The sequence below is a fragment of the Veillonella sp. genome, from assembly GCF_018381775.1.
Classification (GTDB): Bacteria; Bacillota; Negativicutes; order Veillonellales; family Veillonellaceae; genus Veillonella.
On sequence record NZ_JAGZRH010000006.1, the window covers coordinates 1 to 22,308 of the forward strand.

Annotated in this window: 18 protein-coding genes and 1 rRNA gene; 17 read left to right on the plus strand and 2 right to left on the minus strand. The window is 39.9% G+C overall.

The window, feature by feature from the left end; genetic code table 11:
* The 8 genes from rrf to KH109_RS04855 all read left to right on the plus strand — a co-directional run.
* A 5S ribosomal RNA gene (gene rrf, locus KH109_RS04820) occupies positions 1-99 on the plus strand; the annotation flags it as partial.
* 795 nt (positions 100-894) lie between these two features.
* A complete protein-coding gene (locus KH109_RS04825; RefSeq protein WP_295216348.1) occupies positions 895-1,755 on the plus strand; it encodes a polysaccharide deacetylase family protein in 861 nt (286 codons plus the stop codon).
* A gap of 8 nt (positions 1,756-1,763) precedes the next feature.
* A complete protein-coding gene (locus tag KH109_RS04830; RefSeq protein WP_295216351.1) occupies positions 1,764-2,258 on the plus strand; it encodes a MogA/MoaB family molybdenum cofactor biosynthesis protein in 495 nt (164 codons plus the stop codon).
* A 220-nt stretch (positions 2,259-2,478) separates the two neighbouring features.
* Positions 2,479-2,931, plus strand: a complete 453-nt coding sequence (locus KH109_RS04835; RefSeq protein ID WP_295216354.1) for an Rrf2 family transcriptional regulator — start codon at positions 2,479-2,481, stop codon at positions 2,929-2,931.
* 61 nt (positions 2,932-2,992) lie between these two features.
* On the plus strand, positions 2,993-4,381 hold the full coding sequence (locus KH109_RS04840; RefSeq protein WP_295216357.1) for a cytochrome ubiquinol oxidase subunit I: 1,389 nt from the start codon (positions 2,993-2,995) through the stop codon (positions 4,379-4,381).
* Positions 4,372-5,391, plus strand: coding sequence for a cytochrome d ubiquinol oxidase subunit II (gene cydB / locus KH109_RS04845; RefSeq protein ID WP_295216359.1), 1,020 nt, complete (start codon positions 4,372-4,374; stop codon positions 5,389-5,391). The genes KH109_RS04840 and cydB overlap by 10 nt, the downstream gene beginning before the upstream one ends.
* Before the next feature lie 226 nt (positions 5,392-5,617).
* On the plus strand, positions 5,618-9,205 hold the full coding sequence (cydD, locus tag KH109_RS04850; protein ID WP_295216361.1) for a thiol reductant ABC exporter subunit CydD: 3,588 nt from the start codon (positions 5,618-5,620) through the stop codon (positions 9,203-9,205).
* A gap of 213 nt (positions 9,206-9,418) precedes the next feature.
* A complete protein-coding gene (locus tag KH109_RS04855) occupies positions 9,419-10,591 on the plus strand; it encodes a hypothetical protein (protein ID WP_295216364.1) in 1,173 nt (390 codons plus the stop codon).
* 96 nt (positions 10,592-10,687) lie between these two features.
* Here the strand turns inward: KH109_RS04855 and KH109_RS04860 are convergent, their stop codons facing one another.
* Together KH109_RS04860 and KH109_RS04865 are read right to left on the minus strand one after the other, a co-directional pair.
* Positions 10,688-11,272, minus strand: a complete 585-nt coding sequence (locus tag KH109_RS04860) for a DUF805 domain-containing protein (protein WP_295216366.1) — start codon at positions 11,270-11,272, stop codon at positions 10,688-10,690.
* 20 nt (positions 11,273-11,292) lie between these two features.
* On the minus strand, positions 11,293-12,126 hold the full coding sequence (locus KH109_RS04865; protein ID WP_156719810.1) for a pyridoxamine kinase: 834 nt from the start codon (positions 12,124-12,126) through the stop codon (positions 11,293-11,295).
* Between the two features lie 135 nt (positions 12,127-12,261).
* Between KH109_RS04865 and KH109_RS04870 the strand changes: the two genes are divergently transcribed.
* The 9 genes from KH109_RS04870 to KH109_RS04910 all read left to right on the plus strand — a co-directional run bounded on the left by KH109_RS04870 (position 12,262) and on the right by KH109_RS04910 (position 22,307).
* Positions 12,262-13,194 carry an ABC transporter permease gene (locus KH109_RS04870; protein ID WP_105094737.1) on the plus strand — a complete coding sequence of 311 codons (933 nt, stop codon included), beginning with the start codon at positions 12,262-12,264 and terminating at the stop codon, positions 13,192-13,194.
* Positions 13,187-14,086, plus strand: a complete 900-nt coding sequence (locus KH109_RS04875; protein WP_024066371.1) for an ABC transporter permease — start codon at positions 13,187-13,189, stop codon at positions 14,084-14,086. Before KH109_RS04870 ends, KH109_RS04875 begins: the two co-directional genes overlap by 8 nt.
* Positions 14,086-15,066 carry an ABC transporter ATP-binding protein gene (locus KH109_RS04880; protein WP_295216374.1) on the plus strand — a complete coding sequence of 327 codons (981 nt, stop codon included), beginning with the start codon at positions 14,086-14,088 and terminating at the stop codon, positions 15,064-15,066. The genes KH109_RS04875 and KH109_RS04880 overlap by 1 nt, the downstream gene beginning before the upstream one ends.
* Entirely contained in the window at positions 15,066-16,013 is a 948-nt protein-coding gene (locus tag KH109_RS04885; protein WP_105086142.1) for an oligopeptide/dipeptide ABC transporter ATP-binding protein, read from the plus strand. The genes KH109_RS04880 and KH109_RS04885 overlap by 1 nt, the downstream gene beginning before the upstream one ends.
* A gap of 12 nt (positions 16,014-16,025) precedes the next feature.
* Entirely contained in the window at positions 16,026-16,844 is an 819-nt protein-coding gene (locus KH109_RS04890; RefSeq protein ID WP_295216377.1) for a serine hydrolase, read from the plus strand.
* Positions 16,841-18,442, plus strand: a complete 1,602-nt coding sequence (locus tag KH109_RS04895; RefSeq protein WP_295216379.1) for a peptide ABC transporter substrate-binding protein — start codon at positions 16,841-16,843, stop codon at positions 18,440-18,442. Before KH109_RS04890 ends, KH109_RS04895 begins: the two co-directional genes overlap by 4 nt.
* A gap of 56 nt (positions 18,443-18,498) precedes the next feature.
* Positions 18,499-19,437 carry an LD-carboxypeptidase gene (locus KH109_RS04900; RefSeq protein WP_295216381.1) on the plus strand — a complete coding sequence of 313 codons (939 nt, stop codon included), beginning with the start codon at positions 18,499-18,501 and terminating at the stop codon, positions 19,435-19,437.
* Positions 19,438-19,500: 63 nt separating this feature from the next.
* Positions 19,501-20,640 carry an amidohydrolase gene (locus KH109_RS04905; protein WP_295216382.1) on the plus strand — a complete coding sequence of 380 codons (1,140 nt, stop codon included), beginning with the start codon at positions 19,501-19,503 and terminating at the stop codon, positions 20,638-20,640.
* Between the two features lie 110 nt (positions 20,641-20,750).
* A complete protein-coding gene (locus tag KH109_RS04910; RefSeq protein WP_119206318.1) occupies positions 20,751-22,307 on the plus strand; it encodes an ABC-F family ATP-binding cassette domain-containing protein in 1,557 nt (518 codons plus the stop codon).
* Position 22,308: the final 1 nt, after the last annotated feature.

Sequence of the window (22,308 nt, forward strand, 5' to 3'; positions counted from 1 at the left end):
GAGGATCCACCTGTTCCCATCTCGAACACAGTAGTTAAGCTCATAAACGCCGAAAGTACTTGGCTGGAGACGGCCTGGGAGGATAGGAAGCTGCTGATTGACTAAAAGAAAAAGGTCTACCTAAAGGTAGGCCTTTTTCTTTTAGCTAGTCTTCGACTAGCTTATCATGCTAGAGCCGTCTCCAGCCAAGGTTGGACAAGTATTATCTATGGATAGTAATCTGTAGGACGGCGTGGGAAGGGTAGGGTGTGAGGCCACAGAGGAGTAAAACGACGCATGGGGCCCACACATCACCTTCGACGAAGCCCTATAGTTTATTCTGTACATTTGCATAATGTATTATATACTGCCATGGGCGAGTGTGATAGGAAGCTGCGTCTAATGATAGGAGGCAAACTAAATCTACACGGTAACGCGACACAACGTGCCAATGTTACCGAACCGTAAACTAGTTGAGTAACTTTAAATTGTAGAGGTACTATATATCTAGGTGTCCGTGTCAGACGGAGTTGGGAAAAGTAGGGCAGTAGAAGATGGAGGAGTGAAACGACGACAGATTCACTGCATCACTTTCTTCCGAACGTAAGATTTACCGAGCTGCGAAGCAGAGAAGGGAAATCCACAGTGAGGAGTGATAGGAAGCCGCATCTAATGGTAGGAGGTCAACTACCTCTAAACCGATACCGCGGTGCGTAGCATCTATGGTATCGAATCGTACAGCAGCTGAGAAATTTAGGTTTATGTAATTTATTTAATTCTGCTCCCTATAACTATCATAATTATGACGTCTTATATTTATTCTTATTAATTATTTATATTGTCTTTTCTTGATAATACAGTCACAAATATGGTATTCTCATTGTGTATGTGAGTAGATTGGAGTGATTAGTTTATATGTATAAATATGGCAAGAGCTGTATTAAAAAAATATTATGTTTTCTCGCAATATGTATTGCAATTTTAGCTATCTCATTTGGCGTTATGTGGGGGCTGTCTACTGATTATAAGATTTATGGTGTCCCTGTACTAAACTATCATCAAGTGAATGATGAAAAGCATTCTGCATTGACTCTTCATGTAGATCAGTTTAGAGAACAGATGGCATATCTACATAATCAGGGGTATAATACGATTACTTTAGATCAATTGTATGATTACCTACAAAATGGTACTGAATTACCTAATAAGCCAATTGTTATAACCTTTGATGATGGCTACGTCGATAATTACAACAATGTATTGCCTATACTAAAGGAATATAATATGAAAGCTACTTTGTTTATGATTAGTGATGCAGCTAATACGCCTGGTTTTGTCACTACAGAACAAATGCACCAAATGGAAGCGAGCGGATTTGATATTCAAGGCCATACAAATCATCATAAAATCTTAACAAAAATTGACCCGACCGAATTACCGGATGCTCTTCTTGGTGGGAAGACTTCTTTGGAGGGGATTTTGGGTGAGCCTATTGATTATCTAGCATATCCTGGTGGGTTTAACGATATGCTCGTTCAATATGTAACTAAACAATCTGGTTATAAAATGGCTTTTACCGTTCAACCAGGTACAGTTAAGCCTGGTGATAATCTCTATGCCTTAGATCGATTAGCTATATTCCAAGGTGATACACCGTATCTATCTTTCTGGTTGCGCCTACATTGCGCACCATTTATCAAGTATTCTTGGGCATTGCGTGATATATTACGCGATAATGGATGGACAACATTGGCATCTATTATGCCTTTATTCTAGGAGGAATTATGTCTTACGAAGTATTAGCAAGACCATTACGTGTTGCGGTGTTAACTGTTTCTGATACGCGTACTTTTGAAACTGATAAAGGGGGCAACAAGGTTCAAGAGTTTTTAGAGCAAGCTGAACATATCGTAGCTGATCGTAAAATTGTCATTGATGATTACGATGAAATTAGAAATGCTATGATTCCTTGGTGTAATGATGAATCTATTGATGTTATCATCTCTACAGGGGGAACGGGAATTGCTAAGCGCGATGTAACAATTGAAGCGGCAAATAGTCTCTATGAGAAACATATCCCTGGTTTTGGGGAAATCTTTAGATATTTGTCCTATATGGAAGATATTGGGACTAAGGCGATGGCTTCTCGTGCAGAAGCTGGGGTGAACAATAACACGTTAATATTCTCTGTTCCTGGCTCTGTAGGGGCTGTTACTTTGGCAATGAGTAAACTCATCATTCCTGAAATGGCACATCTCGTTCGAGAAATTACAAAATAATATATTAAGACTGTCCATTTGTGGGCAGTCTTTTTTGATAATAGAATTCAAAAACTGTTTTTACAAGCATGAAAGTATTCAGGTTGTATCTAATTTGTGAGATTAAAAACTATATATGTTAATTCTCAATATATAAAACAATACCATTGCAGTATTGTTTTATTTCGATTATACTAGATTTAGTAATACGTTTGTCCGAGTGCACGAGAAAGGAGACCTTATGAAGTTAAATCAGGCCACGGATTATGCATTTCGCATGGTCTTACATATGGCGTTGTTACCTTCGGGAACGAAGCTAACGGGTGCTGTATTGGCTGAGCAAGAATTGATTCCAGAACGATTTTTGCTCAAGATTATGCGTAGTCTCATTGCAGCCGGGATTATGAAATCCTTTCGTGGTGTAGATGGTGGGTTTGCCCTCAATCGAGACCCTCAAGAGATTTCATTGCTCGATGTAATTAGAGCGGTAGAAGGGGATGCGTATTTACAACGGTGTTTATATGATGTAGGTTCTTGCTCTAAATCTTGTATGGGGCATTGTGCTATCAATGAAGCTATGGGGACGATTCAGGACCAATTAATCAATCAGTTGGAGAAGGTTAACTTTAAAACCCTTGCCCAACGTGAACAGTTGATTGAGTCTGAAGCATTGCCGTATTTACAAGCTCAATGATACAAGATTTTGGTAAAAGCCCATCAAGTGATGTAGGTATTTATTCTAAGGAGGAAAACACATGTTTGAAGCTGTAGATTTAGCTCGAATACAATTTGCGCTAACATCTATCTATCACTGGTTGTTTGTGCCGTTCACACTAGGCATGACAGTGACTGTAGCTATCTTGGAGTGGACATATGTGTCTACTGGTAAAGAAGTATACAAAAAAATGGCAAAATTCTGGGGCAAATTGTTCCTAATTAACTTTGCTATGGGTGTGGTAACTGGTATTGTTCAGGAATTCCATTTCGGTATGAACTGGGCAGAATATTCTCGTTTTATGGGTGACATTTTCGGCGCTCCATTGGCCCTTGAAGCATTAATGGCATTTTTCTTGGAATCTACATTTATGGGTGTATGGATCTTCGGTTGGGACCGCTTGAATAAAACTGTTCACGCTCTTGTAGCTACGTTGGTGGCATTAGGTACAAACCTATCTGCATTCTGGATTCTCGTAGCAAACTCCTTCATGCAACATCCTGTAGGTTATGTAATCCGTAATGGCCGTGCAGAAATGGACAATTTCTTAACAATTGTTCAAAATGGTTATGTACCAGGCCAATTCTTCCATATCGTGTTAAATGGTTTATTAACAGCAGGCGTAATTATCATGGCCATCAGTGCTTGGCACTTATTGCGCAACAATGCGACAGATTTCTATCGTCGCTCCGCTAAATGGGGCATGGTTATTGCTCTTGTATTCGGTACTTTAGGCGCTTTGGCAGGCCATCATCAAGGTCAATACATTACAAAAGTACAACCTATGAAAATGGCTGCTATGGAAGCATTGTGGGAAACACAAGATCCTGCTCCATTCTCTTTGGTAGCTAACATTGATACTAAAGCTCAAAAGAATACGGGTGCAATTGAAATCCCTGGTGGTTTGTCCTTCTTAACTCAAAATTCCTTTACTTCTGGTAAAGTAGAAGGTATCAAAGATCTTCAAGCTAAATCCGAGGCTCAATATGGTCCTGGTAACTATATTCCAGATGTTCCAGCAATCTTCTGGACATTCCGTGTCATGGTTGCAGCTGGTTCCATTATGTTGCTTGTTGCATTCGTAGGTCTTATCCTTAATGCAAAAGACAAATTGGTTGGTAATCGCACATTCTTAAAAATTATGTTCTGGACATTGCCATTGCCATTCATTGCTCATTCCACAGGTTGGTTTGTAGCAGAAGCAGGTCGTCAACCATGGCTTGTAAATGGCTTGCAATTAACTGCAGACGGTGCTTCTAAAGCCGTTACAGCTCCAGAAATTATGACTACTATCATCGGCTTTACAGTTGTGTATATCGTAGCAGCTATTGCGGCTCTCTACCTTGCTGTAGAACACATCAAAAAAGGTCCAGATGGCAATCCATCTCACGATGTAGTTGAAAAAGAGGAGGCGAGATTATGGAATTAATTTTTAATAACCTTGAAGTGGTATGGTTTATTTTAATTACTATACTATTCGCTGGCTTCTTCTTATTAGAAGGTTTTGACTATGGTACCGGTATTTTATTACCATTCATCGGTAAAACTGACGTTGAACGTCGTCAAATGATCAATGCCTTGGGTCCTGTTTGGGATGGTAACGAGGTATGGATGATCACTGCTGGTGGTGCATTATTTGCATCCTTCCCTCATGTATATGCTACATTGTTTAGTGGTTTCTATTTAGCGTTATTCTTAATGCTTGCGGCTCTTATTATCCGTGGCGTATCTTTTGAATTCCGCTCCAAGAGCCCTAACTTGTTATGGCGTAAAACTTTCGACTACTGCATCTTCTTTGGTTCCTTGATTCCTGCATTATTGTGGGGTGTTACGGTTGGTAACTTGATCCAAGGTACACCAATCGATGCAAGCATGACGTATGTAGGCACATTCTTTGATTTGTTAAGCCCATACACAGTGCTTTGTGGCATCGCGTTTATCTTGGTGTTCACATACCATGGTGGCTTGTTCACTTCTATCAAAACAGCTGGTGCTGTTTCTGAACGCGCTCGTGCAGCTTCTTTGGTAGTTGGTGTTCCTACAGCTATCGGTGCTTTAGCATTGGTAGGTGCAACTTATGTATTTACAGATTTGTTCAACTCTGTATTAGCAATCGTTTGCTTTGCGTTGGCAATCGTGTTCTTCCTCATTTCTTGGGGCGCAGCACGTACTCGTAATACAAAATGGGGCTTTGTATTTAGCTCCTTATCCGTTATCTCTGTAACGGCTGCTTACTTTGCTGGTTTGTTCCCTCGCATCATGGTTTCTTCTTTGAATCCTGAGTGGAGCTTAACTATTGCAAATGCAAGTAACTCTACTTACACATTGACATTGATGACTTGTGTAGCCTTTGTATTTGTGCCAATTATCTTGGCTTACCAAATCTGGGTATACTGGACATTCCGTCATCGTGTATCTGAAAAAGACTTACACTATTAATAGAATAGAATTATAATTCTAGTGAATTGTAAAATTTAGGTCTCAATGTGAGGCGTGTCGTAGCGGCACGCCTCTTTTTTGTGGTAAGATGGATATAATATTGATAAATTTAGATTCACTTGGGCTAACTTAGATTATATTTAAACAAAATTTAATTTAGACTTAGTTAGGGGTAGTCTAATCGATTTAATTTTATATTTTTAATACTTTTACCGTAGAGGATACTATGATACAGCGTACCGCTTTTAAAGCGCTGCTAGAACATAAAGGTCAGCTATTACTACTAGGATTAACCTGTTTAGTAGAGAGTTTGGCTATTGTTGGGCAAGCTTGGTTCTTTGGAACCTTAATTAATAATTTTATATTTTCAGAGAATACCTTACATGATGAAAGGTATACTATTATCTATTTAGGAATTGCTATTATTGTAAGATTGCTTGCACATTATATACAAGAATCCGTAGCAAATCGATTAGGTAGTGCGGTAAAAGCAACCTTTAGAAAACGGGCCTTAGAGCATATGTTTAAACTTGGTGTGCAACATAAGGAACGCCATGGCGATGTGATACATATGCTTACTGATGGATTAGAGCAAGTAGATGCTTATGTAGCTCGTTATATTCCTCAAATTCTATATGCTATTATGATTCCTCTTATTATGGGGATTGCTATTGTAGATACATTACCTATTATTGGTATCATTCTAATTATCACAGTACCATTAATTCCATTCTTTATGATCTTAATTGGTAAGCAAGCGGATCGTCTTAATAAAGAACAGTGGGAGCGTATGAGCTTCTTATCTGGTCATTTTCTTGATGTATTGCAAGGTATTACAACATTAAAACTTTTTGGTCGTGCAAAGGATCAAATTAAGGTTATTGGTCGTTTATCTGAGGAGTTTAAAGACTCTACATTACGAGTATTGCGTGTGGCGTTTTTATCTGCTCTAGTTCTTGAGCTCGTAAGTACTATTAGTACAGCATTGATTGCGGTATACCTGGGCTTAACATTATTGGATGGTGAAATCTCATTCTTTTCAGCTTTCTTTATTTTGCTATTAGCGCCAGAGTTCTATACGCCATTTAGACAATTGGGGGCTGCCTTCCATACGGGTATGGCAGGTAAGACATCGATATTAAAATACGAAGAGTTTATGAATCGCCAGCCATCGTTGCCTATAGGTGGTCAATCTCAACTTAAAGGTAAGGTACAAGCAATTGAAATTAAGGACTTAACTTTTACCTATGCAGATAGTGAAAATGGTGTACAACATATTTCATTAGAGGCTAAACGTAATTCTCCGATCATGCTTGTTGGTGAAAGTGGAGCAGGGAAATCTACAATTGCCCATATTATTGGGGGATTTTTAACTGCTCCTAAAGGCAGTGTTACTATAGATGGTCTTGATCTATGTGACATCGATATTGAGTGGTGGCGCCAACAAATTACCTATGTATCTCAACACCCTCATATTATGAAAGGGACCTTGCGTGACGTATTATCCTTTGGAATGAATGTAAGTGATGAAGAAATCATAGAGGCTTGTAAAGAAGTACAGCTACTAGATGTAATTAGTAGACAACAAGAGGGCCTTGATGCGGTTATCGGAGAGGGTGGCTTAGGTCTGAGTGGTGGCGAACGTCAACGGGTTGCCTTAGTACGTGCATTTTTACGAAAGGGCCAAGTGTTAATTCTCGATGAGGTGACGGCACATCTTGATGTAAAAACAGAAGCTATTATAAGTAGTGCTATCAAACGTTTGATGGATAATAAAATCGTCATTATCATTGGTCATCGTCTACAAACGATGCATTGGGCATCTACACTATACGTTTTGAAACATGGACGTATTATTCAACAAGGTTCTTATGCGAAGCTTCTCGCAGTAGATGGTTATTTTAAGGACCTTGTTACCTCTGGTTTAGGTGAATTTTCTTCAACTATTGAAGAACAATTAAAAACAGAAAAGTCATTTAGCTTAGAACATAGAGAAGAAATTGATAATTTAATTCGGGTAGATAATCAAGATGCTTACGTATTGGGGAAAGATACAATACAGACTCCTGAGGTTTCAACTTCTAAGCTGGGCATACAAGGATGGAAATTATTATTTACTGTGCTGAGCCCTGCAAAGTGGTCGTTAGTATTAGCTTTGATTTTTACATTCTTAACGGTATTCATGAATGTAGGGCTTTTGACTGTATCTGCGTGGCTATTGGCCTCAGCAGCATTGCAACCAGGTCTTACCTATTTGAGCTTAGCCATCGTTGGAGTTAGATTCTTTGGTGTAAGTCGTGCTGTATGTCGTTATTTTGAGCGCTATACCTCTCATCGGATGGCATTCCAAGGACTATATGGTTTGCGTGTATGGTTCTATGCTCATCTGGAACCATTGGCACCGGCTATTCTTAAACGCTTTGGTGCAGGTGATATGTTAGGCCGTATAATGGGGGATATAGAGGTATTACAATTCTTCTACTTACGTACACTAATTCCTCCTGTAGCAGCCATTGCTCTAACTGTTTTAGTTGCTTATGGTGTATCTACGATTGATAGTAGTATAGTTACACCTATAGTTTTGTCAGCCTTAATATTAGGTTTGATATTGCCTTTTGTTATATATGCGCATAATAAACAATCACTGACGGCGATTGGACCTCAACAAGGGGCGTATAAATCACTATTAAGTGATACCATGGATAGCCTAGAAGATGTCATTAGCTATGGCAATGAAAATCTAGTATATCATCGTATTCAACATATGATGCATACTGTGGATGCTAATAAGAGGATTATTGAGCGTGGTATGAACTTAGGAAATACCCTATTCTTAGGTGGTGTACAAATTACAGTTGTTATCGTTGCCATATTGGCGGCTAATGCTTTGACAGGCGCTTGGGCTAGCGTTATGGTAGCTGTTGCTGCCATTGGTACACAAGCATGGTTTGAGGCACTACAACCTATGATTGCGGCTGTTCATCATGGTGCTGAAAGTAAGGTGGCTACAAGTCGTCTCATGGCACTCGCCAATGAGACGATGCCTGTGGTAGAACCAACATTACCAAAACCATTCAATGCTAATCGAGAAATCACATTTACCGATGTATCCTTTGGTTATACTAAAGAGCGTCGTATTTATGAACACCTAAGATTAGAAATTAAAAAAGGTCAATCGGTTGCCATTGTTGGCGCTAGTGGCTCTGGTAAGACTACATTATTTAATATGCTTGAGCGTTTATATGATTATGGTGGTTCTATCCATGTAGGTGACGTAGAATTAAAGGATATTTCTATCGATACATGGCGTAATACATTAGGCACTATTACGCAAGATACGTATATCTTCCATGCATCCTTTGAGGATAATATTCGACTAGCAAGACCGGATGCTTCCGCAGCTGATCTAGAGCGTGCTATCGATCGAGCTTCATTGCGCTCTGTAGTGGATAGATTGCCAGCTGGTCTTAATACGATAGTTGGTAGTGGTGGTCATGGTTTAAGTGGTGGTGAACGTCAAAGGGTTGCGTTAGCTCGATTATTCTTGCGGAATCCACAAATTGTTTTATTGGATGAACCATTAGAAGGTTTAGACCAAGTAACAAGAAAAGCTCTACATCGTGATTTGATGGAATATGTAAAGGATAAAACATGCTTATACATTACACATCAGTTGGAAGGATTAGAGCAAATGGACCGTATCTTATTTATGGATAAAGGTCAAATTATAGAAGATGGAACTTATGAAGAGCTAATTGCACTTCGTGGTCATTTCTACGAATATTGTTACCTATCTATGGCAAGTATTCAATAAAAACAAATATGAGCTAAATTATCTATTATAACTATTAACTTTTATAATAGATTAAATACTAAACTACAGTAATAAAGCCCCTTTTGCTATGTAAAAAGGGGCTTTATGTATACCTATATTTAATAGTATAGGTAGTATCTTTTATCGATAAATCATGCAATATATGGTATAATTTGTATATCAAAAGCTTTTTTTGTTGCCCTTGGAGGGGTTATGACTAAGATCTTCACCAAATTACGAGCTTTGGTGGATGAAGCATTATCTGATCGTGATACGGCGGTGGATAAGGTGCCTACTATAGAAAAAGCACCTGTAGAACAAGATTTGTTTGACCATCGTTTACTATATATAGAAGAGGATACAGTCAATCGTATGTTGCGGGCTGCTCTTCGTAATCATTGGTTCTTTTACGCTGTAACCTTTGAATTTGAACCAAACAACCAAATATTCCTATCCATTATTACTAAATGGGGGAATGTGATCAATGTGGAATTCACCTTAGAGGATTTATGGTTTGATGATTATTCATCATCCTTTGCGATTCGTCTCGATACAAATAATATAGATACAGGTGGGTTTATTTTAAACTCTATCCTACACTTACTAGGTAACTGGTGCCTCAGTCTCTTTGGTATATTCTTCAATCCTATTGCGCTAGGTGAGAAGGGGTCTACTATGCGTTTTGAGAAAAAGGGGATTATCCAGTTTGATTTATTACCAAATACGCAAGTAAAGAAATTCATACCTTTACCAGAGCGACATATCGGCAGTAATGGCCCTGTGTTGTTGGGGAACCCTCGTACTAGTCAATCCGTTTTACAGTTAGATTACTATGCGTTTCACGATCCAGTAGACACATTTACTGTACCAGATGTACCAACCCGTACTAGCTGGCTTCGCTCTATTGATATTGCGGCAGTTCTCTTGTTGCCAATTGGTGTATGGATAACCTTTATTATCTTGCATCACTATTTGCCTACAGAAACGTTAGAGTTCTCATTTTCTACATATTTCTTGATTTCTTTAGGGATTTTTATCATTTCCTTCTTGGTTATGAATATTCCTAGATATCTGTATATGTACTTTGATTCTCGGAAACAGTGGCAAAGTGCATTTGTACATAATAATATTAAGATTCAAATGCGCAAATTGCACCGTCGTATTTTCATGCAGCAAGCTACACTCACATCTGATTGTGACGAATGTACTGCTAATGAAAGCCAAGAACGTATTAAACATTTATTATTACAAATTCGGGATAAACGGTTCCTTGCAAATCGACTTAAAATTGCTGACGATGATAGGATGCGAAAACAAAAGGTTAAGTTCATTATTGCCTATATCGGTTGTACATTGATTGAGTTAATGTTGCTCATGAACTACTAGGCCTTGATTATTAAATAACTGCATAGTTTATAGTAAAAAAAACGTATCTCTTTCTAGAGATACGTTTTTGGTTTATGAAGTAGGATATGTTATGAGTTAACGCTTTTTACGACGTTTTCGAACGGTTTTTCTAATTTCACGTTCGGTTTCTGATCTAGGATGCTGCATGGACTCATAGGTTGGTCTCTTGATAGGCATAAATGGAGGGTTTCCGTATTGGTTTGGTTCCGGTTGTCCCGGTAAAACCCAAAAGAGGAAGCCGATGAGCCATACAAAAAGTTCAAGCAAGTAATTAAATGGTGATACAGCAGAGTAGGTATTGATAAAAATGATGATTACTGACCAGAGAATCCCCGCCCAAGCATTGAAACCAATATCGTGAATACGACGGCCAAATAAGATGCAGGATAATGGGAATAAGGCTGCCAATAAGATCCATATAACAACTCGTGTAAACCAATATGCCGGTAAAGATACAACAAAGTCTAAGAATAGATCATCAATGTAGTGGACGATGTGAAACAAAATCATTAAAACAATAAAGCATATGATAAATTGTAGTCGATTTAATCGCCCCGTTAGATTAAAAATCGATAGGCCCATTCGGCGACCTTGGAATGCGATAAGCAAACCGACAGTACAAATGAGCAGTGTTCGTAATACAACATAGAGTAAATCCATAAGTTCCCCTTTTTTATAGCTTATAGTTGAGTTAATTCTGGCAAGACTAGCTCAAACGCTACCCCTTGTTTCATAGATTTTACAGTATCTACTGTAGCTTGAATGGCTTTAGTGGTAAAATTCATTGCCAACTCTGCCGCATCATAAGGTGAGTATCCCCTCATTACTGCACCGGATAATACAGCAGTAAAGATATCCCCTGTTCCTGTAGCTTTCACAGGGATAAGAGGAATATCATAAGTTTTTAAATAATCAGTTGGTCCATCATAGACAGCGATAACCGCATGTGTTTCAGATGGTACGCTGGTCATGATAACCATGTCAGGGCCCATTTGATGCAATCTTTTGCAACGATCACGCAATTCATCATCGCTAATAGGATCTGTAGAGAATGGAATATCTAATAAGAAACAAGCTTCCGTGTAATTAGGCTTTACGATGTGAGCTTTGGAAACAAGTTGGCGCATAGCTACTACCATATCAGGTGTATAAATCGAGTAGAGGCGGCCATCATCGGCCATAGCAGGATCGACGATAATCATTTGCCCTTTGTTACCGAAGCGATCGATAGCTTCTTCCACGAGATGAATTTGTTCTGGAGATGCTAAAAAACCACTTACAATGGCGTGAAAGTCGATTTCGTTTTTATCCCAACAGTCCATAAAATCTCTCATATGTGCCGATAAATCTACAAACTCGTAGTGTGGATATTCTAAATGATTACTCAATACAGCTGTTGCCAATGGAACCGCTTGGCAACGCATAGCGCTGATGATTGGAATCATAACGGTTAGGGCACAACGGCCGATGGAGCTCATGTCTTGAATTGTTAAGACTCTAGGTACTTCTGTCATAGACACCTCCAAAATACTATATATTTTATTGTACGTTATGTAGGGCGTTCTGTAAATGTAATGATGCTATTCATGAAATTAACTTCATAATGTAGTATAATAAAACAGATAGACTTTTTATGGAGGATAGTGACAATGACAAGGTATGTATTTCGACGCCTAGGTGGCGCAATCATAATCTTATGGGTCATCATTACCGTAACATTTGCATTAATGCATGCAATTCCGGGGGGACCTTTTACAACTGAGAAGAAATTACCACCTCAGGTGAAAGCAAGTATTGAAGCAAAGTATCATCTTGATGATCCAGTGTGGAAGCAGTATGGTGATTATTTAGGTGGTGTTATTACTGGTGATTTGGGACCATCATATAAGTATGAAGGCCGCAGTGTAAATGATATTATCAGCGATGCATTCCCAATTTCTGCACAACTCGGTTTATTATCATTAATGGTGGCTGTAGTAGGTGGTATTGCAGCCGGTGCTATTAGTGCTATGCGTCCTAATGGTATCGTTGATTACGCGGTAACCGTATTATCTACTATTGGTATATCCGTGCCTACCTTTATTATTGGTGCCGTTCTTGTATATGTAGTGGGCTTTGAACTGGGCTGGTTCCCAGTGGCCTTATGGCGTGGCCCATCTTATATGGTACTACCAGTATTAACGTTAGCTGCACAACCGATGGCATTCATTGCACGTTTAACGCGCAGTGGCTTGCTTGATGTGTACCAACAAGAATATATCCGTACAGCTCGCGCCAAAGGCTTGGGCTCTTGGACTATTTTGACACGTCATGCTCTAGGCAATGCTATTTTGCCAGTTATTACGTATTTGGGACCATTGGCTGCCAGCCTTTTGACAGGTAGCTTTATCGTAGAAACGATTTTTGCTATTCCGGGCCTTGGACAGTATTTCGTAACGTCCATTTATAACCGCGACTATACGGTTATCCTTGGCATTACGATTTTCTATAGTGCTCTTGTAGTATTTCTTAATATTTTGGTGGATATGATTTATCCGTTAATTGATCCACGTGTTACGACAGAGGAGGGGACCGATGAATAAGGAAGATTTTTTACCTATTGAACGAACTCCTCAAGAAGAAATTACAAGCTTTATAAAACGTCCTAGTAAATGGGCGAGATTTAAGGTAAATCGCTTGGCCGTAGTAGGGGCAACCATCATTTTGGTTATGATTGTATTAGCTATTTTAGGCCCCCTAATTTCGCCGTATACCTATGCAGACCAATCTTTGATTGATGCGAACCAAAGCCCAAGCTTTAGTCACTGGTTTGGTACCGATACATTAGGTCGCGATATTTATACGCGCGTTATGTACGGTGCTCGTATTTCCTTAACCATCGGTTTTGTAGCGGCGTTTATCAATCTTGTTATCGGCGTTACTTATGGCGGTATTGCAGGTTACCTTGGTGGTAAGGTTGACCGCATCATGATGGGCCTTGTAGATGTTTTGTACGGTATTCCACTTTTACTATATGTAATTTTGCTGATGGTTGTACTAGGCCCTGGCTTAACATCTATTTTCGTAGCATTGGGCATTGCGTACTGGCTGAATATGGCCCGTATCGTACGTAGCCAAATCTTGAAAGTTAAAAACGAAGAATACATCATTGCTGCTGAAGCGATGGGCATTCCGAAATATCGCATTTTATTGCGTCATATTTTGCCAAACTGTGTGGGACCAATCATTATTACATTGACATTGGCCATCCCAGAGGCTATTTTTACAGAAGCATTCCTTAGCTTTATCGGTTTAGGTGTAAATGCACCTATGGCGAGCTGGGGTGTACTTGCTTCTGAAGGGATTAGTAGCATGCGCTCTTATCCATTCCAATTGATTTTCCCTGCTGTTGCTATTAGCGTTACCATGCTTGGTTTCGCATTCCTTGGTGATGGCTTACGTAATGTGTTAGACCCTAAGGAAGGAGATAGATAATGAATAACGCAATTGTTGATGTGCGCAATGTGTCCATTACCATCGATACCTTCCAAGGCCCTTTACGGGTTATTCGCAATCAAGATATTTCCTTACAACCAGGTGAGATTTTAGGTATTGTTGGTGAATCCGGATGTGGTAAATCTGTGCTAGTTAATTCCTTAATGGGATTACTACCATATGGTAAAACAAAAATCAAAGCAGATACATTTATGATTGATGGCAATGATTGCCTTGAATTTACTGAAGATGACTGGAATGAACTCCGCGGTACTACTGTTGCGATGGTATTCCAAGATCCTATGACATCTTTGAATCCAATCCTGACGATTGGTGAGCAAATGTATGAGGTTATCCGTCGTACCAATGCATATGGTGAGGATTATGACGAACGAGCTATCGCCATCGACTTGTTAAAGAAGATGGGTCTTTCAACACCGGAAAGACGATTATCTCAATATCCTCATGAATTGAGTGGCGGTATGCGCCAACGCGTTTGTATCGCCATGGCTGTCGCAGGTCGTCCAAAGATTTTGATTTGTGATGAACCGACAACGGCTCTAGATATTACAACAGAGGCTCAAATCTTGCGCCTTATGCAAACATTAGCTGTAGAAGCTGGCATTGGCATTATCTTTATTTCTCATAACTTACGTGTTATTGCTCAAATTTGCGACCGCGTTATGGTTATGTACGCTGGTAAATGTGTTGAATCTGCTACGGTGGAAGGTATCTTTAATGAACCTCGTCATCCGTATACATTGGGCTTGTTACTTGCTTTACCACAAGGTAAATGGCATGGTGAATTAAAAGCCGTTGAAGGTCAACCCCCAGATCTGTTTGATTTACCACGAGGGTGTGCATTTAATCCACGGTGTAAGTGGGCTATGCGTATCTGTGGTAATCGTATTCCTATGGTTACAAATGTTGGTGAAAATCATCAATTTACATGTTGGTTAGCTAAGTTGGAGGGACTTTAATGAGTTACGTATGGGAAACTGACAACCTCGTTAAAGAGTTCACTCTGTCAGGTGGCTTATTTAAGCCAAAACACACGGTACACGCTGTACAAGGCGTGAGCCTATATCAATCACCAGGGGAAACCCTCGGTATCGTAGGGGAGTCTGGATGTGGTAAATCTACATTTGGCTACACTTTGATGGGTTTACATCAAGCTACATCAGGTTCTATTTATATGAATGGTCGTCAGATTGATCCCTATGTAGATCGCAAAGCCGTTCATCCTGTGATGCAAATGGTATTCCAAAATCCCTATGCATCACTTAATCCACGTCTTACGGTTAATGCGATTTTAGAGGAACCTTTGGAACTCGATCCAAAGTATACACCCCGTGATCGCGTTATTCGGGTAAAAGAAGTGCTTGATCAAGTTGGTTTGAACATGTCCTTTGGTGAGCGTTATGCGCATGAATTATCTGGTGGTCAACGTCAACGTATCGGTATTGCACGGGCTCTTATTATGCAGCCGCAGTGCATCATCTGTGATGAACCGATTTCAGCACTAGATGTATCCATTCAAGTACAAATTATGACATTGCTTGAACGTTTACAAGAACAACATGGTATTTCGTACCTCTTTATTTCTCATGATTTAAACATGGTGCGCTACATTAGTCATCGCATGGTGGTTATGTATTTAGGTGCTGTTATGGAAGAAGGTCCAGCGTTGGATTTATACGAATTCCCACAACATCCTTACACTCGTGCTTTGACCGCCTTAAATGGTCCTGTTATACCACATGCTCCAATTGGAGCACCGCTTAAAGGGGACCCACCAAATCCACTAAATCCACCAAAAGGTTGTTTGTTTAGTGGTCGATGCCCAGAGGCAGAAGGTCGTTGCTTTACTGAACGTCCGCCTCTTCGTGATTGGGCAGATCGCCGCATCGCATGCTGGCACATATAATGGGAGAATAGTATGGAAAAGTTACTTGTTGGCAAGTCCTTAGAACATCAACTCGATACAGTGATAAAAGAATTAGCACCAAAGGGGAATATATCCTATGTAGTACTTCAATTTGACGATGAAGAGGAGCCGACTATTATTGCTTCTAAAGGGGAAGATACGGTACACTCTAGTGCAAGTTTGATTAAGGTACTCGTTATGGAGTATGTATTCCATTTAGCTCGTACAGAGCAGTTGGATCTTAATGATACAGTTCCTCTATCTAGAACACCACGTGTTGAAGGCGGTGGTGCATTACAAGAACTGGTAGCAAAGCATAGCTTTACGTATCTTGAGTTATGTCGTCTTATGATGGTTCTTAGCGATAATATGGCGACAAATTTACTCATTACTGTTCTAGGCATGGAGAATATCAATGCTCGTGCAGAACAGCTTGGTGTAGATGAAATAGAACTCAATCGTATGATGATGGACTTTGACGCTCTAGCAGAAGGCCGTGATAACCATTTGACTGCATTGTCATTGGCTCGTCTGTATAAACACATTTTTGAATGTCGTGATAGAGATGCTTATGGCCGAGAAATGTGGAATATTTTAGGTCGCCAACAATTCCGTGATATCTTGCCATTTTATTGGGGCGAAGATACACGCTTTCACCATAAAACAGGATCCCTTGATCGCGTAGAGCACGATGGAGGCGTATTAGAAACATTTAGAGGTCATTTCTGCTTTATCCTCTTGATGAGCGATATCGATAATGACCGAGGTAAAGAGTTAGGCGCTCAAGTAGGGCGTATCATGAAAGAATTTGTAGAGGAAGCATTGCCATGATGGATAAACGAAATTTGTTAAAACTCATGGTCCTTGCTCTTGGGGTGAGTGTGCTCTTATTTGTATTTGGTTATCCTCGCGGGGAACAACCAATTGATGAGCATACCATTCGATATGTTATTGAGCAGGAACCATCCACATTGGATCCAGCGAAGTCTACTACCTCTCCGGAGGCTACAGTTCAACTTCAATTATTTGACGGTTTAGTTCGTTTAAATGATGAAAGTGAACCAGAGGCAGCACTTGCTAAAAGCTGGGATATTTCTGATGATGGTCGCGAGTATACCTTCCATTTACGACCTGATTTGAAATGGTCTAATGGAGAGCCTTTGACGGCTCATGACTTTGAATACGCGTGGAAACGCGTATTAGACCCTGAAGTCCATGCGGACAATGCATATATGTTATATGTATTAAAAAATGGCGAAGCCTTTAATAATGGTGACGCTACAGCTGATGATGTGGGCGTTAAGGCCACTGATGATAATACATTAGTAGTTACTTTAGAGAATCCAACAGCGTATTTCTTAAAATTACTAGCTTCTCATAGCTATTATCCAGTGAGCCAAAAAGCTGTAGAGGCTCATGAAAACTGGGCTGCTAATGCAGATACATTTGTATCTAATGGTCCATACCGCTTACTATCCTGGAAGCATAATGGAGAAATGGATTTCATTAAGAATCCTGACTATTGGGATGCAGATTCTGTGAAAACAGAGAAAATGAATTGGCCTATTAGTGAATCCCAAAGTACACGCCTTACATTGGTTGAAGGTGGCGAAGCAGATATGACGGTTGAGCCTCCTGTAGCGGACCAAAAACGCTTAGAAGAGGCAGGTCTATTACATATTGGACCTATGCTTGGTAACTATTATTACGTATTCAATGTAAAAGCAGAACCGTTCACAGATCCTGAGGTACGTAAAGCTTTCTCCATGGTTATCAACCGTGCTAACATCGTCAACAATATTGTTCGCGGTGGTAAAGAGGCGGCCTATGCCTTTGTTCCTTACGGCATGCTTGAAAGTAATGGACGTGAAGATTTCCGTGAAGCGGGTAGCTATCTTGTTTATGAAGATGTAGAACAAGCTAAAGAAATCTTGAAAAACGCTGGCTATGATAAAAATCATCCATTGCCTCCAATTACGATTTTGTATAATACAAGTGAATTACATAAAGCGATTGCTGAAGCTGTACAAGATGCTTGGGTCAATGCATTTGGTGCAGATGTGCGCTTACAAAATCAAGAGACAAAGGTATTCTTAGCCGACCGCGAAGCTGGTAAATATCAAGTTGCTCGTGCCTCTTGGGTTGCGGATTACAGTGATCCACAAAACTTCTTAGAAGTATTTTCTGCTGAAGACAATGATAGTCAGTACCATAGTGATGATTATAACGAGTTAATCGCTCGTATTCGTACGACACCAAATGGGGCTGAACGGGATGCGTTGATGCATAAAGCAGAACAGATGATTTTTGATGAAGCTCTAGTAATGCCATTGTATTTCACAACGCAACCATATGTAACAAATGGAAGTATTCAAAATTATTTCTGGACTACATTAGGCCTTGTTGACTTTAAAAAAGCATACAAATAAGATACACTTAAGACGTACACTATGTGTACGTCTTTTGTTGTATTTTATGAGGATATATGAACTGGATTGAACCAAAGCGCTTAGCACCGGGCCTGACTATAGGTATTATGGCACCTGCCAGTGCAAGCGATGAAGATTTACATAGAATAGAAGAAATTTGTAACCTCAGGGGCTATAAAGTACTCTTTGGTGAAAGTGCACATCGCAAAGGCTTGTATGGCGGTACACCAGAGGAGCAAGCCCGAGAGTTTCAATATATGATGACCACCGCACCTTGTGAGGCGGTACTGGCTTTGCGCGGTGGTTACGGAACAATGCGTTATCTAGATTTATTAGATTATACAGCAATCCGTAAGCATGGAAAGGCTTTTATTGGGTATAGTGATTGTACAGCACTTCACATGGCGATCAATCGATATAGCCGACTCATTACCTATCATGGGCCGATGGGCGTAGATTTTAAGCCTGAACGCAAAGCAGATATTGATGTTTTATTTAATACTTTAGAAGGTAAATTACAAGTCATAGAACCCTTACCTGAACCACCTCGTGGTGCTATTGGTACTGAGCTAGGAGAAGGTATTTTACGGGGCGGCAATATGACGATGTTATCAATGTTGTCGGGAACACCGTATTTTTTAGAGGATGCATCTTGGGAGGATACATTACTATTCATTGAAGATGTAGGAGAGGCACCTTATAAGCTAGATCGTATGTTGCAACAATTTCGTCTCAGTGGTTTATTGAGTCGTATTAAAGGTTTAGTGATTGGTACTTTTACAGATTGTGAAGGCGACGATGATGAGCGTGATTACGATTTAGGCTATGAAGCGTTACGCTATATGGAGGAAAATAGAGACCCTGAATTGTTGGAACCTTTTGTATGTTATGTCCCAACAGGTCATGGAACACCGCATCAAACATTACCACTAGGAGCGATGATTAACTTTAGGTATATTTCAAATACCATAATTGTTCATCCCTATACGAAATAGACACATTCTTCTTAGATAGAATAAATAATAAACAGTATAAATGAGAAATTAAAAAGGGAAGTTATGACATTACAAGAACGAGAGGCTCGTGCCTGTGCCATCATAGATAGTATGACAGAGGAATTGCGCGATATCTCCTTATATTTACACGATAACCCAGAATTGGGCTTAAACGAGCATAAAGCAGTTAAGGTAATTAACCAATTCTTAGAAACACATAATTTTACATCTCAAGTGGGGCTAACTGATCTTCCAGAGTTACAAACGGCGTTACGGGGTGACTATAACGGTACTGCACAGCATAAAATAGCCTTTTTAGGTGAATATGATGCACTACCAGAACTCGGTCATGGTTGCGGACATAATCTCATTGCTATGATGAGTTTAGGGGCGGCTATTGCCTTCAGCCAAAGTGCACCTGAAACGTGGGGAACGACCTTCTTTGGCTGTCCTGCGGAGGAAACTATTGGTGGTAAAGTATACATGGCTGAGGCTGGTTTATTTAAGGGCTATGAGGCGGCACTAATCATTCATCCAGGCGGTGAAAATGAGGTAGGGGGCACATCATTAGCGACACATCCACTAGAGATTACCTTCCATGGACGGTCTTGTCATATAGCATCATTAACTGACTCTGGTATTAATGCCTTAGACTGTGCTGTAGATTTATATCAAAAAATAAAAGAGTTAAAGAAAACATTCCCTAAAGGGGCTATTGTAGGGACCATTTTTACCGAAGCTGGTACAGCACCAAATGTAGTAACTCCTAAGGCGACGATTCGCATGACTGTTCGCGGTAGTACGGTGGACGATTTAGAAGGTATTATTTTGCCGGCTATCAAAGAGGCTGCTCAAGAAATTGCAGCATCTTATGGCGCCCGTGTTGAGATGCATCATTATGAGCCTCTCTTTAAGGATATGCGTCAAGATAAACAGCTATTAGATCTCTTTAACGATGTGATGACTGAATTTGGTGAAACGCCCCGTATATTGCCTGATGATGAGGCTGATGGTAGTACAGATGTAGGAAATGTATCTTATGAAGTACCAACAGCACAGCCTACTTTGCAGATTGGGTTAGGTTTAGAGGCTCATACACCAGAGTTCACTTGTGCAGCAGGTTCCGACTATGGATTGGAGCAAGCGATTAAGGGCGCTAAGATTATGGCTGTGGTAGCCTTGCGCTATGCAGAGGGTAAGTGATGTTCAATTTTGACATATAGAGGTCAAAAAGGTACAATAGATATAATATTTAAGTAAGTATGAAATAAGCCGTCTTCAACAAGACGGCTTTTATTCCGGTGGAGATAGATATGAGTGTTTTAACCGTTTCAAATGTAACCCATGGTTTTGGAGCGCGACAAATTTTAGATGATGCATCATTCCGCTTGTTGAAAGGTGAACATGTAGGGTTAATTGGTGCCAATGGTGAAGGCAAGTCTACATTCCTAAATATCATTACAGGTAAAATACCTCCTGATGAAGGTAAAATTGAATGGTCCAACCAAGTAACTGTAGGTTATTTGGATCAACATGCGGTCCTCGAAAAGGGCATGACCATTCGCGACGTATTGCAACGAGCTTTTGATGATTTGTTTGTAATGGAGCAAAACATTAATGATGCGTACAATCGCATGGGGGATGTGTCCGAAGATGAAATGAATAAGCTTCTCGAGCAAGTTGGGGAGTGGCAAGAAATTCTAGAGCAGCGTGGCTTCTATGAAATTGATGCGGTTATTGAGCGTACAGCTGCAGGTTTGGGCCTTATGGATATTGGACTTGACAGAGATGTTACGGAGCTCAGCGGTGGCCAGCGTACAAAGGTTTTACTTACAAAACTTTTACTAGAAAAACCAACGATTTTGCTCTTGGACGAACCGACAAATTATCTTGATGTAGAGCATATCCAATGGTTGCAAAACTATTTACAAAACTACGAAAATGCGTTCATCTTGATTTCTCATGATATGGAGTTTTTAAATTCCGTAGTCAATGTTATTTATCATATTGAGCAAGCAGTTTTAACACGTTATACTGGCGACTATCATCAGTTCCAAGCGGCTTATGAAGTGAAAAAAGCGCAAGCGGCTAAGGCTTATGAGCGTCAACAACAAGAAATTGAGCGCATGGAAGACTTTATCCAACGCAATAAGGCTCGTGTAGCAACGCGTGGTATGGCAAATTCTCGAGCTAAACGGTTAGAGAAAATGGAAATTTTGGAAAAGCCAAAAGAGTACATTAAACCAAGTTTTGGTTTTAAAGAGGGCCGTACGCCAAGTCGTTTTATTGTAGAGGCCTTTGGTTTGGAATTAGGCTATGATGAACCGTTGACTCGACCAGTAGATTTTCAAATTGAAAGAAATAAAAAAATCGCTATTCGTGGCGTTAACGGTCTAGGTAAAACAACATTGTTGAAAACAATTTTAGGTTTATTAAAGCCTGTAAGTGGTGAGTTGGTAAAAGGTGAATTCCTACAAATAGGCTATTTCGCTCAAGAGGATACACCATCCAATTCTGAAACTGCACTAGACTATATTTGGAACGAATATCCGGCAATGACTAATGCAGAGGTGCGTGCAGCGCTTGCTCGTTGTGGCCTTACTAACGAGCATATTACATCGCAAATGCGCGTGTTATCTGGTGGTGAGAATGCAAAGGTTCGTTTATGTAAACTGATGCAAAATAAGTACAATGTACTCGTATTAGACGAACCAACGAATCACTTGGACATTTATGCAAAAGAAGAATTAAGTCGTGCTTTGCGTGAGTTCAAAGGAACTATCGTTTTAGTAAGTCATGAACCTGAATTTTATAAAGATTGGGTTACGGATATTTGGAATATTGAGGATTGGACGACGAAGATCGTTTAGG